Here is a 16,767-nt window from a genome sequence, read left to right as displayed (position 1 = left end):
AATCTGGGGATAACCCGGGACGACGTCGACGAGCCTGTGGACGGCCGTGCGCACGGCCCGTTCCGGAGCCGCATCCTGGGCGCATGACCTGGGTGCTCGCCATGCTGTCCGTCGCCGCCGCGGTCGGAGATCACCGTTCCGGCACGATCCCGAACGCACTGACTCTTCCGACGATGCTCGTCGGCGTCGCCGCGGCCTGGGACCGTCCGCAGGCCGGTGCCGCGGCGCTGCTGTTCGGCGCGGTGTACCTCGCGGGATTCCTGGTCCGGGCGTGCGGCGGAGGCGATGTGAAACTGGCCCCGGCGTGCGGGGTGCTGGCCGGCACCCCGGAGAGCACGCTGCTGGCGTTGGCGGTGGCCGGGGCGGGCACCGTCACGGTCTGTGCGACGGCTCGTCGTCGTACGGTGCCGCACGCGCCGCCGCTGGTGGCCGCGACCCTGCTCGTCGCGGCGCTCCCTTGACCTCGCGCGGCCGCTTTCGTCTCGCGCGGTCGTTGTGAATCGACCGCGGGAAACGATTCCGACCGCGTGCGCCGAATTGCGGCGTGTCATGGAACCGGACCGGGGTGCGCTGCGTCTGATTCTGTATGGAGATCATCGCAGACCGGCACGGCATCGTTCGACGCTCCGCAGTTCTCCGAGCCGGGTACAGCGACGCCCAACTCGCCGCGCTGACCGCTTCGGGGAGGCTGGAGCACCTCGGGCACGGCGACTACATCGAGCAGACGGCGTTGCCGCCGCCTCCGCAGCGTGACGACGCGCGATACCGGTATCGCTGCGTGGCGTTCGCGACCGCCGGTCGGGGTGAACCGCCGGTCCTGTCGCATCAGTCCGTGGCGGCGGTGCACCGGTTGGCCCTGCTCAAAGCCGATCTCGGTCACGTCCACGTGTTCAGCGGTCGTCGGGGCGGAGGCCACGTCCGGCATCGGCGGCGCGTGCACGCCGGTGTCCTCACCGCCGCCGATGTCGTGACGGTCGACGGAATCCGGGTCACGTCCCTGGCCAGGACGGCCATCGATCTCGCCTGCGCGGGCACCTTCGCGCAGGCGTTGACCGCCCTCGACGGAGCACTGCGGCTCGGTGCGACCCCGGAGGCCCTGCGCACCGAATTGCATGCCCGCCGTCGAGTGGGTTCGGCGATGGCGGCGCGGGCCCTGGAATTCGCCGACGGGAGATCGGAGTCGGTCGGTGAATCGTGGAGTCGTGCGCAACTGATCCTGGCCGGATTGCCGGTGCCGGACCTGCAGGTCCGGCACCGGGGGCGATGCGAGGACTACCGAGTCGACTTCGAATGGGGCGGCCGCCTCGTCGGAGAGTTCGACGGGATCAAGAAGTATCGCCGGGACCTGCGCAGGAAGGGGGAGAGCGTCGAGGACGCGGTGCTCAGGGAGAAATCACGGGAGGATGAGCTTCGCGGCATGGGCCTGATGGTGATTCGCTGGGTCTGGGCGGATCTGGAGAACGGTCGGGTGGCGGCGCACGTGTCCCGCTGGTTGACGCATCTCGGACTGGCCTGATCCGATGGTGATCCCGCTCGACGACACCGACCGGCCATCCGCTGCGACCGGCGCGCCGGGCTTCTGGAACAATGGGTCTTCGTGTTGCGCTGGAGTACTGCTGGAGAGTCCCACGGCCCCGCCCTGATCGCGATGATCGAGGGCATGGTGGCCGGAGTCGAGATCACCTCGGCTGACATCGCCGAACAGCTCGCCCGTCGTCGTCTCGGCTACGGCCGCGGCGCGCGGATGAAGTTCGAGGCCGACAAGCTGACGCTGATCGGCGGATTCCGGCACGGCAAGACGATGGGCAGCCCGATCGCCATCGAGATCGGCAACAGCGAGTGGCCCAAGTGGGAGAAGGTGATGTCGGCCGATCCGGTCGACCCGGCCGAACTCGAGGGCGCCCGGAACGCGCCGCTGACCCGGCCTCGCCCCGGCCACGCCGACTTCTCCGGAATGCTCAAGTACGGGTTCGACGACGCCCGCCAGGTCCTCGAGCGCGCCAGCGCCCGGGAGACCGCGGCCCGCGTCGCCGCCGGCACCGTGGCCCGCAACCTCCTGCGCCAGGTGTTCGGGATCGAGGTGCTCTCGCACGTGATCTCCATCGGCGCCAGCGAGCCGTACGACGGCCCGTCGCCCCGCTACGCCGACCTGCCCGCGATCGACGAGAGCCCGGTCCGCGCCTTCGGCAAGGACGCCGAGACCTCCATGATCTCCGAGATCGAGGCCGCCAAGCGTGACGGCGACACCCTCGGCGGCATCATCGAGATCATCGCGACGGGGGTGCCGATCGGGCTGGGTTCGCACGTCTCCGGCGAGACCCGTCTCGACGCGCGCCTGGCCGGTGCGCTGATGGGCATCCAGGCCATCAAGGGCGTCGAGATCGGCGACGGTTTCGAGACCGCACGCCGCCGCGGCAGCGCGGCCCACGACGAGATGGTGCCCGGCACCGACGGCGTGGAGCGTTCCACCAACCGGGCGGGCGGCACCGAGGGCGGCATGACCAACGGCGAGGATCTGCGCGTCCGGATCGCGATGAAGCCGATCTCCACCGTGCCGCGTGCGCTGGCGACCGTGGACATGACCAGCGGCGAGCCCGCCACCGCGATCCACCAGCGCAGCGACGTGTGCGCGGTGCCCGCGGCCGGTGTGGTCGGCGAGGCGATGGTGGCCCTGGTGGTCGCCCAGGCCGCGCTGGACAAGTTCGGCGGCGACTCGGCGGCCGAGACCGCCGCGAACCTCCGGACGTACCTGGCGGCCATCGACGCGCGGCCCCCGCGCCCGTGACCCCTGCGCCGGGGACCCCCGTGCCCGAGATCTCCGGGCCCACCGGCGGCCGGCCCCGCGCGGTCCTGACCGGATTCATGGGATCGGGGAAGTCGACCGTCGGCCGGGCCCTCGCCGACGCGCTGGGCGTCGGCTACCTCGACACCGACGCGGAACTGGAACGACGCTCGGGCCGCACCATCCCGGAGATCTTCGCCGTCGACGGCGAACCGGCGTTCCGGGCCCTCGAACGCGAGGTGGTGCTCGACGTCCTGGCGACGTACGACGGCGTGGTGTCCCTCGGCGGCGGCTCGGTGACCGTCCCGGACATCGCCGCGGCCCTGGCCGACCACCACGTGGTCTACCTGCGCATCGGTCCGGACGCCGGCTTCGCGCGCGTCGCCCACTCCGACCGTCCGCTGCTGAAGGACCCCGACCCCGCGGCCCGGTACGCCACCCTGCTGGCCGGTCGCACCGCCGCCTACGAGGCCGTCGCCACCCGGACCGTCGACGCCGCCGCTCCCGTCGCGAGGGTGCTCGCCGACGTCCTGGACGGCTTGCCCCGGGTCGATGCCGCGCCCGACTCGTCGGTCGAGCCCCGCCGGTCGCCGACCGGACAGTGTGAATCGCCTGGCTCATCGGCCGAGTTCCACCGGTCGCCAGTTGAGCCCTGTCCGCCGTCGGCTGAGCCGCGTGAGGAACGCGGTGACGAGTGCGAGTCGAAGCCGAGAACCGAAGGAGAACCGACCATGACCGAACCGGTGAAGGTGGCCGTCCGCGCCGCCGACCCGTACGACGTGACCATCGGCCGCGGCCTGCTGACCGACCTCGGTGAGGCCGTCGAGGGCGCCGACCACATCGCGATCGTCTACCAGCCGCCGCTGAAACAGACCGCCGAGCAGATCCGCGAGTTCCTCGCCGAACGCGGCCTCGACGCGCATCGCGTGGAGATCCCGGACGCCGAGGACGGCAAGGACCTGCAGGTCGCGGCCTACCTCTGGGACGTGTTCGGCAAGATCGGCATGATGCGCAACGACAAGGTCGTGAGCCTGGGCGGCGGTGCGTGCACCGACCTCGCCGGTTTCGCCGCGGCCACCTGGATGCGCGGCATCGGCGTCGTGCACGTGCCGACGACGCTGCTGGCCATGGTCGACGCGGCCGTCGGCGGCAAGACCGGCATCAACACCGACGCGGGCAAGAACCTGGTCGGCTCGTTCCACGAGCCGGACGCGGTGCTGATCGATCTGGGCACGCTGGAGACGGTGCCGCGCAACGAGATCGTCGCCGGGCTGGCGGAGGTGATCAAGACCGGTTTCATCGCCGACCCGGTGATCCTGGACCTGATCGAGGCCGACCCGGAGGCCGCGCTGGATCCGGCCGGCGACGTGCTCCCCGAACTGATCCGCCGCAGCGTGCAGGTCAAGGCCGATGTGGTGTCGGCGGATCTGAAGGAGTCCTCGCTCCGGGAGATCCTCAACTACGGCCACACCCTGGCGCACGCGCTGGAGCGCCGGGAGCGGTACAAGTGGCGTCACGGCGCGGCGGTGTCGGTCGGCATGATCTTCGCCGCCGAGCTCGCCCGGCTGGCGGGCCGGCTCGACGACGAGACCGCCGACCGCCACCGCACCATCCTGGAGGCCGTCGGGCTCCCGACGTCGTACGACCCCGACGCGCTCGGCGATCTGCTCAAGTACATGGCCGGCGACAAGAAGAACCGGTCGGGCATGCTGCGGTTCGTGGTGCTCGACGGTCTCGCCAAGCCGGGACGTCTGGAGGCCCCGGATCCGTCGCTGATCGCCGCCGCCTACGGCGTGGTGGCCGGCGAGCGCGGCTCGGGTGGAGGCATCCTGCTCGGCTGACCCCGCCGGACGGCTCGGTCGACCGCCGACCGAATCGAACGTTCCTCGCTCCCGGATCGGGGAGCGGGTGGTCGTCGGGGAGCGCGTGGTCTCGACTCCGCTCGACCAGCGAGAGAAGCCGACTCGACCAGCGAGAGAAGCCGACTCGACCAGCGAGGGAAACCTGCTCGGTCAGCGAGGGAAGCCGACTCGACCAATGAGGTGAAGCGGAAAGGACAGGCGGGTCAGGCGTCGACCGGTTCCTCGGTCCGCCGCCGCACCCGGCGCACGACGAACCGGCCCGCCGCCGCGCCCAGGAACGCCGGGACGTAGACCAGCAGGGTGAGGAACGACGTCCCCGCGACCATCTCGGTCACGAACCCGGACGGGCCGATCCCGTCGACCCCGAACGTCCCCAGGATCCAGCAGGTCAGGGAGGCGACGACACCGGCGAGCGCCCCCGCCTTCAGCCACCGCAGGGTGAGGTCCTCGGCGTCGTCGGGGTCCGGGTGGGCGCGCGCATCGCGGACCCCGTCGAATCCGCCCCAGAGAGCGGCGACCGCCACCAGGACCGCGAGGACGCCGAGCCGGAGCAGGGGAGACTCGAACGGCCGGGCGAGGATCGCGGCGCCGAGCAGCACGCGTCCGGCGATGTGGACCGCCGCCATGACGATGCCGCGCAGGAGCCACGATCGCATGTCGCTACCGTACCGGCACCCCGGGTGTACGACAATCGAGGCATGGCCGTCGCAGCATCCCCGCATCCCCAGACCCCGCACGCCGATTCCCGACGCCGTGACCCGGCGTCCCGTCGTGCCGCGCTCGCCGGACTCCTGAACGCCCACGACGCCGACGCGATGATCGTCGGCGACCTGGTCAACGTCCGGTACCTGAGCGGGTTCACCGGGAGCAACGGCGCGGTCCTGGTGTGGGCCGACACCGACCGCGGCCACGACCGCATCGCCACCGACGGCCGATACACCTCCCAGGTCGCCGCGCAGGCACCGGATCTGGAGGCGCTCATCGCCCGGGACACCGTCGCGGTGCTCCTGGCCGAGGCCGCGGCCCGCCGCAGCGGCGTCCGCGTCGCATTCGAGGCGGACGCGATGACCGTCGCCCAGTACGACGAGCTGACCTCGTCGGACATGCCGGACGGAGTCGCCCTGGTCCCGGTCCGGGGACTCGTCGAGGGTCTGCGCGAGACCAAGGACGACGACGAGATCGCCGCCGTCGAACGCGCCTGCGCCCTCGGCGACCAGGCTCTGGCGAATCTCGTCGACCGGAACGCGATCGCCCCGGGCCGCACCGAACGCCGGGTGGCCCGCGAACTGGAGTGGGAGATGTACTCCCTCGGCGCCGACGCGATCGCCTTCGAGACCATCGTCGCGGCCGGGGAGAACTCGGCCGTCCCGCACCACCGGCCCACCGACGCCGTCCTGGCCCCCGGCGACTTCGTCAAGATCGACTTCGGCGCGGTGTACGACGGCTACCACTCGGACATGACCCGCACGTTCGTCCTGGGGGAGCCCGCGGACTGGCAGCGGGAGATCTACGAGATCGTCCGGACCGCGCAGGAGGCGGGCTGCGCGGCGCTGAAGGCCGGGGCGGCGACCCGCGACGTGGACGCCGCGGCGCGCGAGATCATCGTCGCCGCCGGGTACGGAAAGCAGTACGTGCACGGCCTCGGACACGGCGTCGGCCTGCAGATCCACGAAGCGCCCGGGATCGGGGCGGCGTCGACCGGTACACTGCTTGACGGCGCGACCGTCACCGTCGAACCCGGGATCTACCTTCCCGGTCGCGGCGGGGTCCGGATCGAAGACACACTCGTGGTCGACGGTTCCGGCGCACGATCGCTGACGCACGCCCCCCGGGCGTTGCGGATCCTCTGACTTGCACCAAGGGAGAACCTCTATGGCGACCACCGCCGACTTCAAGAACGGCCTCGTGCTGAAGATCGACAACCAGCTCTGGCAGATCCTGGAGTTCCAGCACGTGAAGCCGGGCAAGGGCCCCGCCTTCGTCCGCACCAAGATCAAGAACGTCCTGTCGGGCAAGAGCGTCGACAAGACCTTCAACGCCGGCGTCAAGGTGGAGACCGCCACCGTCGACCGCCGCGACATGACCTACCTGTACAACGACGGCTCGGACTACGTCTTCATGGACGGCGAGACCTTCGACCAGATCACCATCTCGCCGGAGACCGTCGGCGACGGCGCCCGGTTCCTGCTGGAGAACATGACCGTCCAGGTCGCCACCCACGAGGAGGCGCCTCTGTACGTGGAGCTCCCGGTCACCGTGGAGCTCGAGGTGACCCAGACCGACCCGGGTCTGCAGGGCGACCGCTCCACCGGCGGCACCAAGCCCGCCACCCTGGAGACCGGGGCCGAGGTCCAGGTGCCGCTGTTCATCAACACCGGCGACAAGCTCAAGATCGATTCGCGCGACGGGAACTACCTCGGCCGTGTCAACAGCTGACAAGTCCCGCAAGCCCGATCCCCGCGGCCGTCACCGCCAGCGCCGTCGTGCCGTCGACCTCCTCTTCGAGGCCGACGCCAAAGGCGTGCCGGCGACGACGCTGATCGCCGAACGCCGCGCGGCGTTCGCCGAACACGATGCCGTCGGCGAGATGACCGGCTATGCGGTCCGGGCCGTCGAAGGGGTGACCGCGGACGCCGACCAGGTGGACGCGATCATCTCCTCGCGCCTGCAGAACTGGAAGTTCGACAGGCTCCCCGCCGTCGACCGGGCGATCCTGCGCCTGGCCACGTGGGAGCTGCTGTACGCCCCGGACATCGACGTGAAGGTCGTGATCACCGAGGCCGTGAAACTCGCCACGGAGTTGTCGACCGACGACTCGCCGGCCTTCGTCAACGGCGTGCTCGACCGCATCGCGGTCCTGGCACCCCAGGTACGGGCGGCGACCGCCGAGGAGTAGAATCCCACGCGGCAATTCCTTTAACGATCCGTCCCGTGAGGCGGAGAAGGAGGTCGATCATGACCACGCCGGTCGAGGGCTCGAAGGAGCCCGCTGAAGGCAGAAGAAGCGCCGCGGACGGTCCGCCGTCCGTCGCGCCGCGGGACCGCACCCGGACGCTCATGGATGCGTCCGACGTCGGACGCACGGTGGCGCGCATGGCCCACCAGGTGATCGAGAAGACGGCCCTGGACTCCGACGGCGCCAAACGCGTCGTCCTGATCGGGATCCCCACCCGCGGGACGTCGCTCGCGCTGCGGCTGGCGACCAAGATCGCCGAGTTCAGCGGCGTCGAGGTGCCCACCGGCTACCTGGACATCACGCTCTACCGCGACGACCTCCGCGACAAGCCGCACCGCCCCCTCGAGCGCACCCTGGTGCCCGAGGGCGGCGTGGACGGCGCCCTGGTGATCCTGGTGGACGACGTCCTGTTCTCCGGCCGCACGGTGCGGGCCGCCCTGGACGCGCTCCGCGACCTCGGCCGCCCGGCCGCGGTGCAGCTGGCGGTCCTGGTCGACCGCGGCCACCGCGAACTGCCGCTGCGTGCGGACTACGTCGGCAAGAACCTGCCGACCGCCCGCGACGAGGACGTCGCCGTCCGGCTCGCCGAGCACGACGGCGACGACGGCGTGGTCCTGCGCACCCCCGTCCCGACCGCCGCGGGGGAGGGCCGATGAAACACCTCCTCTCCACCGCGGACCTGAGCTGCGACGACGCGATCGAACTCCTCGACGAGGCCGCCCGCTTCGAGCAGGCCCTCGCCGGCCGCGAGGTGCGCAAGCTCCCCACGCTGCGGGGCCGCACCGTGATGACGGTGTTCTACGAGAACTCCACCCGCACCCGCGTCTCGTTCGAGGTCGCCGGCAAGTGGATGAGCGCGGACGTCATCAACGTCAGCGCGTCGAGTTCGTCGGTGAACAAGGGGGAGTCGCTCCGCGACACCGCCAAGACCCTCCGCGCGGCCGGCGCCGACGCGCTGATCATCCGGCACCCGGCCTCCGGGGCGGCGGCCCAGGTGGCCCGCTGGACCAACGACGGCACCGACGTCCTGGGCCTGCCGACCACCGGACCGTCGGTGATCAACGCCGGCGACGGCATGCACGAGCACCCCACGCAGGCGCTGCTCGACGCGTACTCGCTGCGCGCCCGGTTCGGCTCGCTCGAGGGCCGCCGCATCGCGATCGTCGGCGACGTCCTGCACTCCCGCGTCGCCCGCTCCAACGCCTTCCTGCTCTCCACGCTCGGCGCGGACGTGGTGCTGGTGGCGCCGCCGACGCTGCTGCCGACGGGCGTTCAGACCTGGCCGGTGCGGGTGAGCACCGAACTGGACGCCGAGCTCCCGGCCGCCGACGCGGTGATGATGCTCCGCGTCCAGGCCGAACGCATGAGCGGCGGGTTCTTCCCGAGCGCCCGCGAGTACTCGGTGCGCTACGGCCTCAACGACGACCGGCTCGCGCTGCTGCCCGAGCACGCCGCGGTGCTGCACCCCGGCCCCATGCTGCGCGGCATGGAGATCGGGTTCGACGTCGCCGACGCCCCGCAGGCCGTGGTCCTGAACCAGGTGCGCGCCGGCGTGCACGTGCGCATGGCGGTGCTGTTCCGGCTGCTGGCCAGTGATTCAGAAGACGCGCCTGCACATCATCAGCAGGCAGGAGAGGGGAAGTAGTGCCCGTCGCAGGTTCGGTGCTCATCACCGATGTCCGTCCCTACGGAGAGGGAGAACCGGTCGACGTCGCCGTCACCGACGGCGTCATCACCGCGATCGGCACGGCTCTGGCCGCACCGGAGGGCGCGGACACGCTCGACGGGCGCGGCGGCATCCTGCTGCCCGGTCTGGTCGACATCCACGTCCACCTCCGCGAACCCGGCCGCGAGGACACCGAGACCATCGCGTCCGGCTCCCTGGCCGCCGCGCGCGGCGGCTTCACCGCGGTGTTCACCATGGCCAACACCGCGCCGGTCGCCGACAACGCCGCCGTCACCGACCTGGTGTGGCGGATCGGCCAGGAGGTCGGTCTGTGCGACGTCCACCCGGTGGGCGCGGTGACCGTCGGCCTGGAGGGCACCCAGCTCGCCGAGATGGGCATGATGGCCGACGGCGTCGCCAAGGTCCGGCTCTTCAGCGACGACGGCAAGTGCGTCCACGATCCGGTGATCATGAAACGCGCCCTGGAGTACAGCCGCGGCCTGGGCGTCCTGATCTCCCAGCACAGCGAGGATCCGCGCCTGACGGTCGGCGCCGTCGCCCACGACGGCCCCACCGCCGCCCGCCTGGGTCTGGCCGGCTGGCCGCGCGCGGCCGAGGAGTCCATCGTCGCCCGCGACGCCCTCCTGGCCCGGGACGCCGGCGCCCGCATCCACGTGGCGCACGCCTCGTGCGAGGGCACCGTCGAACTGATCCGCTTCGCCCGCAGCCAGGGCATCGACATCACCGCCGAGGTGACGCCGCACCACCTGCTGCTCGACGACTCGCGCCTGGAGACCTACGACGGCGTCAACCGGGTCAATCCGCCGCTGCGCGAGGAACGCGACAACCTGGCCCTGCGCGCCGCCCTGGCCGAGGGGATCATCGACTGCGTCGCCACCGACCACGCGCCGCACGCCAGCCAGGAGAAGTGCTGTGAGTTCTCCCAGGCCCGACCCGGCATGCTCGGCCTGGAGACCTCCCTGTCGGTGATCGTCGAGACGATGGTCGAGACCGGTCTGCTCGACTGGCGCGGGGTGGCCCGGGTGATGAGCGAGCGACCCGCGCAGATCGTCGGACTCGACGACCACGGCCGCCCCCTCGAGGTGGGGGAGCCGGGCAACCTGACGATCGTCGACCCCGACGCCGAATGGACCGTCGTCGCCGACGATCTCGCCAGCAAGTCGCGCAACACCCCGTACGAGGCGATGACGCTGCCGGCCAAGGTCACCGGCACCGTCCTGCGCGGCACGGTGACCCACCGATGAGCCCTTGGCTGGCCGACACGATCATCATCGCCGTCGTCCTCCTGATCTGGCTCTCCCTGGTGGCGCTCGCGCTGCGCGGCTGGCGCAGGCGGGGCCGCGCCCAGGCCGAGGTGCTGGGCGACCCCCCGGTGGTGCCCGCCGAGCTCGGCGAGCGCCTGCTCGGCCCGGAGACCGGCATCTACCTGGGCAGCACCGTGGCGCCGGGCTGGGTCACCCGGGTGGCGCTGCGCGATTTCGGCGACCGCTCGGCCGTCGCGTTCTCCCGTCACCCCGGCGGGATCCTGCTGGAACGCCGGGGCGCCGAGGACATCTGGATCGCCGACGAGGCGATCGTCGCGGTCCGCACCGAGAACCGGCACGGCGGCAAGGTGATGACCCGTGACGGGATCCTCGCGATCCGCTGGCGCCTGCCGTCCGGGGTGGAGATCGACTCCGGGCTCCGCGGCGACGACAAGAGCGCCTACCCCGCCTGGACACAGGCGTATTCGGAGGTCACCGAGGCGACCTTCGCAGAACTTGAGGCCGCTGCTGCCGAGAAGGGCGCCGGCACGAAGAGGAAGAAGTCATGAGCAAAGCGGTATTGGTCCTGGAGAACGGTGACATCCACACGGGGCTCAGCTTCGGTGCCGAGGGCGAGACCCTGGGCGAGGCGGTGTTCTGCACCGCGATGACCGGCTACCAGGAGATGCTCACCGACCCGAGCTATCACAAGCAGATCCTGGTCTCGACGGCACCGCAGATCGGCAACACCGGCTGGAACGTCGAAGACGGGGAGAGCCTGCTCGGGGCGGACGCCGCGGACCGTCGCTGGTCGGCCGAGTTCGTCGACCGCGACGATCCGGGCAGGATCTGGGTCGCCGGATACGCCGTCCGCAACCCCACGCGCCGCGTCTCCAACTGGCGTGCGACGTCGTCCCTGGAAGACGAACTGGCCGCGCAGGACGTGGTCGGGATCGCCGGGATCGACACCCGCGCCGTGGTCCGCACCCTCCGCGAGGTCGGCTCCCTGCGCGCCGGGATCTTCTCCGGTGCGGCCGTCACCGACGACGCCGACATGCTCGCCCGGGTCCGGGCCCAGGCCCCGATGGCCGGCGCCGACCTGGCGACCGAGGTGTCCACCACGCAGCCGTACGTCGTCGAGGCCGCCGGGGAGCCGCGCTTCCGCGTCGCCGCCCTGGACCTGGGGATCAAGGCCAACACCCCGCGCATGCTCGCCGCCCGCGGCGTCGAGGTGCACGTGCTGCCGGCGACCGCCTCCTTCGCCGACGTGCAGGCGATCGAACCCGACGGATTCTTCCTCTCCAACGGGCCGGGCGACCCGGTCACCGCCGACCGCGCGGTGGCGCTGGCCCGCGAGGTGCTGGCCGCCGGGCTGCCGCTGTTCGGCATCTGCTTCGGCAACCAGATCCTCGGCCGCGCCCTGGGCCTGAAGACCTACAAGCTCAAGTTCGGCCACCGCGGCATCAACATCCCGGTCAAGGACGTCGCCACCGGCGAGATCGCGATCACCTCGCAGAACCACGGCTTCGCCCTGGAAGGCGCCGAGGGCGACGAGTTCGACACCGACTTCGGCCGCGGCCGGGTGAGCCACGTGTGCGCCAACGACGGCGTGGTCGAGGGCGTCGAGCTGATCGACGGCTCGGCCTTCTCCGTGCAGTACCACCCCGAGGCCGCGTCCGGCCCGCACGACGCCGCCGGCCTCTTCGACAAGTTCGTGACGGCGATGGAGAACCGCGCCGCCCACCAGACCACCGCGACCTCCGCGCCGGAAGGGACCGATTCCTGATGCCACGCCGTACCGACCTGAAGCACGTCCTGGTGATCGGCTCGGGCCCGATCGTCATCGGTCAGGCCTGCGAGTTCGACTACTCGGGCACCCAGGCCTGCCGCGTCCTCAAATCCGAGGGCCTGCGCGTCTCCCTGGTCAACTCCAACCCGGCGACGATCATGACCGACCCGGAGTTCGCCGACGCCACCTACATCGAGCCGATCACCCCCGAGTTCATCGAGAAGGTCTTCGAGACCGAGGCCGCCGGCGGACACCCCGTCGACGCGGTGCTGCCCACCCTGGGCGGCCAGACCGCCCTCAACGCCGCGGTCGCCCTGCACGAGCAGGGGATCCTCGCCAAGCACGGCATCGAACTGATCGGCGCCGACATCGACGCCATCCAGCGCGGCGAGGACCGCCAGATGTTCAAGGACATCGTGGCCGAGATCGGCGGCGAGAGCGCCCGCTCGGCCGTCTGCCACACCATGGACGAGGTCCGCGCCACCGTCGCCGAACTCGGGTTCCCCGTCGTCGTGCGGCCGTCGTTCACCATGGGCGGCCTCGGCTCGGGCATGGCCTACGACGACGCCGACCTCGACCGGATCGCCGGCGGCGGTCTGGCGGCCTCGCCCACGGCGAACGTCCTGATCGAGGAGTCGATCCTCGGCTGGAAGGAGTACGAACTCGAGCTCATGCGGGACAACCGCGACAACGTGATCGTGATCTGCTCCATCGAGAACGTCGACCCGGTGGGTGTGCACACCGGCGACTCGATCACCGTCGCGCCCGCGATGACCCTCACCGACGTCGAATACCAGAAGATGCGCGACCAGTCGATCGCGATCATCCGCGAGGTGGGCGTCGACACCGGCGGCTGCAACATCCAGTTCGCGCAGAACCCGAAGGACGGCCGACTGGTCGTCATCGAGATGAATCCGCGCGTGTCGCGGTCGTCGGCGCTGGCGTCGAAGGCCACCGGCTACCCGATCGCGAAGATGGCCGCCAAACTGGCCATCGGCTACTCGCTCGACGAGATCACCAACGACATCACCAAGGCCACCCCGGCGTGCTTCGAGCCGTCCATCGACTACGTCGTGGTCAAGGCGCCGCGTTTCGCGTTCGAGAAGTTCCCCGGCGCCGACGACACCCTCACCACCACCATGAAGTCCGTCGGCGAGGCGATGAGCCTGGGCCGCAGCTTCGCCGAGGCCCTGGGCAAGGTGATGCGGTCGCTGGAGACCAAGGCCGCCGGCTTCTGGACCGAACCGGACCGCCCCGACCCGGCCACCCTGGACCTGGAGGCGCTGCTGGCCGACATCGCGGTGGCCCGCGACTGCCGGATCTACAAGATCATGCAGGCGATGGAGGCCGGGGCCACCATCGAACAGCTCTACGACGCCACCGCCGTCGACCCGTGGTTCCTGGCCGAGATCGCCTGGATGGGCGAGGTGGGCGCTCGGGTCAAGGCCGCCGAGACGCTCGACGCCGACCTGGTCCGCCTGGCCAAGCACGCCGGGATCTCCGACCGGCAGATCGCCGCGCTGCGCACCGCCGCGGGCGATGCGACGCACGGGGACGAGGCCGCCGTGCGGGCGTTCCGCCACGCCCACGCGGTCCGGCCGGTGTACAAGACCGTCGACACCTGCGCCGCCGAGTTCGAGGCCAAGACGCCGTACCACTACTCCAGCTACGAGCTGGATCCGGCGGCCGGCTCGGAGATCGCCCCGCAGCCCGAGCGCCCGAAGGTGATCATCCTCGGTTCGGGACCGAACCGCATCGGTCAGGGCATCGAGTTCGACTACTCGTGCGTCCACGCCGCCCTGACCCTGAGCGAGGCCGGCTACGAGACGGTGATGGTCAACTGCAACCCGGAGACCGTCTCCACCGACTACGACACCGCCGACCGCCTCTACTTCGAGCCGCTGACCCTGGAGGACGTCCTGGAGGTGATCCACGCCGAATCCGAGTCGGGCACCGTCGCCGGCGTGATCGTCCAGCTCGGCGGTCAGACCCCGCTCGGCCTCGCCGCGCAGCTCGAAGCCGAGGGCGTGCCCATCGTCGGCACCGGACCGAGCGCCATCGACCTGGCCGAGGACCGCGGCGAGTTCGGCAAGGTCCTCGTCGACGCCGGGCTCCCGGCCCCGAAGTTCGGGACCGCGACCACCTTCGAACAGGCCCGCGACATCGCCTCCGACATCGGCTACCCGGTGCTGGTGCGGCCGTCGTACGTGCTCGGCGGCCGCGGCATGGAGATCGTGTACGACGAGCAGGCGCTCGCCGACTACATCTCCCGCGCCACCGAGATCTCCGACGACCGCCCCGTGCTGGTGGACCGCTTCCTCGAAGACGCGGTCGAGATCGACGTCGACGCCCTCTACGACGGCACCGAGCTCTACATCGGCGGCGTGATGGAGCACATCGAGGAGGCCGGCATCCACTCCGGCGACTCGGCGTGCGCCCTGCCGCCGATCACCCTGGGCGCCGAGCAGATCGCCGACGTCCGGCGCTCCACCGAGGCGCTGGCCGAGGGCATCGGGGTCCGCGGCCTGCTCAACGTGCAGTACGCGCTCAAGGACGGCGTCCTCTACGTGCTGGAGGCCAACCCGCGCGCCAGCCGCACCGCGCCGTTCGTCTCCAAGGCGACCGCCGTGCCGCTGGCCAAGGCCTGCGCGCGGGTGATGATGGGCATGTCCATCGCCGAACTGCGCGACCAGGGCGTCCTGCCCGCGACCGGCGACGGCAGCGTGATCCCGGTGAACTCGCCGGTGGCGGTGAAGGAGGCGGTGCTGCCGTTCAACCGCTTCCGCACCCCGGACGGCGCCGCGATCGACACGCTGCTCAGCCCGGAGATGAAGTCGACCGGCGAGGTGATGGGCTTCGACCGCGACTTCGGCCGCGCGTTCGCCAAGGCGCAGGCCGCCACGTCGGGGGCGCTGCCCACCTCCGGCGCGGTGTTCGTGTCGGTGGCCAACCGCCACAAGGCGTCGATCAGCTTCCCGGTGAAGCGGCTCGCCGACCTGGGCTTCACCATCCTGGCGACCTCCGGCACCGCCGACGTGCTGCGCCGCAACGGCATCGAGGTGACCGACGTCCGCAAGCACTTCGAGGCCGGCGAGGCCGAGGAGTCGGTGGTGGAGATGATCCGGGACGGCCGCGTCGCGATGATCGTCAACACCCCCGAGGGCAGCTCCGGTCCGCGCGCGGACGGCTACGAGATCCGCGCGGCCGCGATCACCGCGGGCATCCCGTGTATCACCACGGTGCCCGGTGCGGGTGCGGCGGTGCAGGGCATCGAGGCGGCCCTCGGCGAGACGATGGGCGTCGAATCGCTGCAGCGGCGGCACGCGACGCTGCGTGGCGGCCGGTGAACCCGGACGGCGGCCGCCCGCTCTCGGAGCAGTCCGAGCGATCCCGGCCGCTCTCCGAGCAGTCCCGTCCGCTCCCTGAGCCCGTCGAAGGGTTCGCGGTCCGGTACCGCGCGGCCGTCGCCGAACGCGGCCGGCTGTGCGCGGGCATCGACCCGCACGCGGCCCTGCTGGAGCAGTGGGGCCTGCCGGTCTCGGTGGACGGTCTGCGCAGCTTCGCACAGGCCTGCGTCACCGGACTCGGACCGGTCGCCGCGGTGATCAAACCGCAGGTGGCGTTCTTCGAGGCGTTCGGCTCGGCCGGCTTCGCCGTGCTCGAGGAGACCATCGCCGGCTGCCGGGAGGCGGGCGCGATCGTGCTCGCCGACGCCAAACGCGGCGACATCGGTTCGACGATGGCGGCCTACACCACCGCGTGGCTCGACGACGCCTCCCCGCTGTGCTCGGACGCGGTCACGGTGTCGCCGTACCTCGGGTTCGGCGCCCTGGATCCGGCCGTCGCCCGGGCCCGGGCGACGGGCCGGGGGGTGTTCGCCCTCGCCCGGACCTCCAACCCGGAGGGCGCGGCCCTGCAGACCGCCGTCTCCCCGGCCGACCCCGTGCCGGCGGATTCCGTGCCGGCCGACCCTTCGCCGGCCGACCCTTCGCTGGTCGAGCGGAGTCGAGACCACTCCTCCTCGCCCGGGACGAGCCGTGTCGGAGCCCGCACCGTCGCCCAGTCCATCGTCGACGCCGCCGCCGCGGTGAACGCCGACGGCTCGGGCACGGTCGGTCTCGTGGTGGGCGCCACCCGCGAGCACGGGCTGGACCTGTCGGCGCTGGCCGGGCCGATCCTCTCGCCCGGACTCGGCGCCCAGGGCGCCACCGCCGCCGATCTCGCCGCGATCTTCGCCGCCACCGCGGACCTGTCCTGGCTGCTGCCCGCGGCCTCGCGCAGCATCCTCGGTGCGGGCCCGGATCCGGCGGCGCTCGCCGACGCGACCCGGCGCACCCGCGACGAGATCGAGGCCGCCCTGCGCTGATCCTCCGGCGCCGACCGTCGTCGCGGACGCCACCGAGCCCCGGGCGGAGAGCACGACTCTCCGCCCGGGGCTTGGTCGTCG

15 protein-coding genes and 1 pseudogene are annotated in these 16,767 nt (G+C 71.5%); 15 read left to right on the top strand and 1 reads right to left on the bottom strand.

The features are described from left to right. Positions 1-83 precede the first annotated feature (83 nt). From QM809_RS14395 to aroB, 5 genes and pseudogenes are all read left to right on the top strand, one after another. Positions 84-461: a prepilin peptidase gene (locus tag QM809_RS14395; RefSeq protein WP_415046420.1), complete on the top strand. Its 378-nt coding sequence runs from the start codon at positions 84-86 to the stop codon at positions 459-461. A 125-nt stretch (positions 462-586) separates the two neighbouring features. Next, positions 587-1,516 carry a type IV toxin-antitoxin system AbiEi family antitoxin domain-containing protein gene (locus QM809_RS14390; protein ID WP_415046419.1) on the top strand — a complete coding sequence of 310 codons (930 nt, stop codon included), beginning with the start codon at positions 587-589 and terminating at the stop codon, positions 1,514-1,516. A 63-nt stretch (positions 1,517-1,579) separates the two neighbouring features. Next, entirely contained in the window at positions 1,580-2,785 is a 1,206-nt protein-coding gene (gene aroC / locus QM809_RS14385; protein WP_415047104.1) for a chorismate synthase, read from the top strand. A 77-nt stretch (positions 2,786-2,862) separates the two neighbouring features. Continuing rightward, positions 2,863-3,246, top strand: a pseudogene (locus tag QM809_RS14380) (shikimate kinase); the annotation flags it as partial. Between the two features lie 267 nt (positions 3,247-3,513). Further along, positions 3,514-4,623, top strand: a complete 1,110-nt coding sequence (gene aroB / locus QM809_RS14375) for a 3-dehydroquinate synthase (protein ID WP_415047103.1) — start codon at positions 3,514-3,516, stop codon at positions 4,621-4,623. Positions 4,624-4,847: 224 nt separating this feature from the next. Here the strand turns inward: aroB and QM809_RS14370 are convergent, their stop codons facing one another. Beyond that, entirely contained in the window at positions 4,848-5,300 is a 453-nt protein-coding gene (locus QM809_RS14370; protein ID WP_415046418.1) for a B-4DMT family transporter, read from the bottom strand. A 42-nt stretch (positions 5,301-5,342) separates the two neighbouring features. Between QM809_RS14370 and QM809_RS14365 the strand changes: the two genes are divergently transcribed. Genes QM809_RS14365 through pyrF form a run of 10 tightly spaced genes read left to right on the top strand, consistent with a single transcriptional unit; the run spans position 5,343 to position 16,686 of the window. Then, the gene (locus tag QM809_RS14365; RefSeq protein WP_415046417.1) at positions 5,343-6,494 is read left to right on the top strand and encodes a M24 family metallopeptidase; all 1,152 of its coding nucleotides are present in this window, start codon (positions 5,343-5,345) and stop codon (positions 6,492-6,494) included. A gap of 22 nt (positions 6,495-6,516) precedes the next feature. Beyond that, a complete protein-coding gene (gene efp / locus QM809_RS14360; protein ID WP_415046416.1) occupies positions 6,517-7,080 on the top strand; it encodes an elongation factor P in 564 nt (187 codons plus the stop codon). Then, positions 7,067-7,540 carry a transcription antitermination factor NusB gene (gene nusB / locus QM809_RS14355; protein WP_415046415.1) on the top strand — a complete coding sequence of 158 codons (474 nt, stop codon included), beginning with the start codon at positions 7,067-7,069 and terminating at the stop codon, positions 7,538-7,540. The genes efp and nusB overlap by 14 nt, the downstream gene beginning before the upstream one ends. Positions 7,541-7,599: 59 nt before the next feature. Further along, entirely contained in the window at positions 7,600-8,256 is a 657-nt protein-coding gene (gene pyrR / locus QM809_RS14350) for a bifunctional pyr operon transcriptional regulator/uracil phosphoribosyltransferase PyrR (RefSeq protein ID WP_415046414.1), read from the top strand. Further along, positions 8,253-9,245 (top strand): aspartate carbamoyltransferase catalytic subunit, encoded by a 993-nt coding sequence (locus QM809_RS14345; protein WP_415046413.1) that lies wholly within the window; start codon positions 8,253-8,255, stop codon positions 9,243-9,245. The genes pyrR and QM809_RS14345 overlap by 4 nt, the downstream gene beginning before the upstream one ends. Continuing rightward, positions 9,245-10,531 carry a dihydroorotase gene (locus QM809_RS14340; RefSeq protein ID WP_415046412.1) on the top strand — a complete coding sequence of 429 codons (1,287 nt, stop codon included), beginning with the start codon at positions 9,245-9,247 and terminating at the stop codon, positions 10,529-10,531. The genes QM809_RS14345 and QM809_RS14340 overlap by 1 nt, the downstream gene beginning before the upstream one ends. Further along, positions 10,528-11,100 carry a transporter gene (locus tag QM809_RS14335; protein ID WP_415046411.1) on the top strand — a complete coding sequence of 191 codons (573 nt, stop codon included), beginning with the start codon at positions 10,528-10,530 and terminating at the stop codon, positions 11,098-11,100. The genes QM809_RS14340 and QM809_RS14335 overlap by 4 nt, the downstream gene beginning before the upstream one ends. Next, positions 11,097-12,317 carry a glutamine-hydrolyzing carbamoyl-phosphate synthase small subunit gene (gene carA, locus QM809_RS14330; RefSeq protein WP_415046410.1) on the top strand — a complete coding sequence of 407 codons (1,221 nt, stop codon included), beginning with the start codon at positions 11,097-11,099 and terminating at the stop codon, positions 12,315-12,317. Before QM809_RS14335 ends, carA begins: the two co-directional genes overlap by 4 nt. Next, complete coding sequence (gene carB, locus QM809_RS14325) at positions 12,317-15,667, top strand: carbamoyl-phosphate synthase large subunit (RefSeq protein ID WP_415046409.1); 3,351 nt, start codon at positions 12,317-12,319, stop codon at positions 15,665-15,667. Before carA ends, carB begins: the two co-directional genes overlap by 1 nt. Beyond that, the gene (gene pyrF / locus QM809_RS14320) at positions 15,664-16,686 is read left to right on the top strand and encodes an orotidine-5'-phosphate decarboxylase (protein WP_415046408.1); all 1,023 of its coding nucleotides are present in this window, start codon (positions 15,664-15,666) and stop codon (positions 16,684-16,686) included. The genes carB and pyrF overlap by 4 nt, the downstream gene beginning before the upstream one ends. The last annotated feature ends 81 nt before the right edge of the window (positions 16,687-16,767 follow it).

It is taken from the genome of Gordonia sp. (in: high G+C Gram-positive bacteria) (assembly GCF_047600385.1).
GTDB lineage: Bacteria > Actinomycetota > Actinomycetes > Mycobacteriales > Mycobacteriaceae > Gordonia.
Note: the sequence above shows the minus strand (reverse complement) of the source record. Positions and strands in the feature narration are given on the sequence as shown.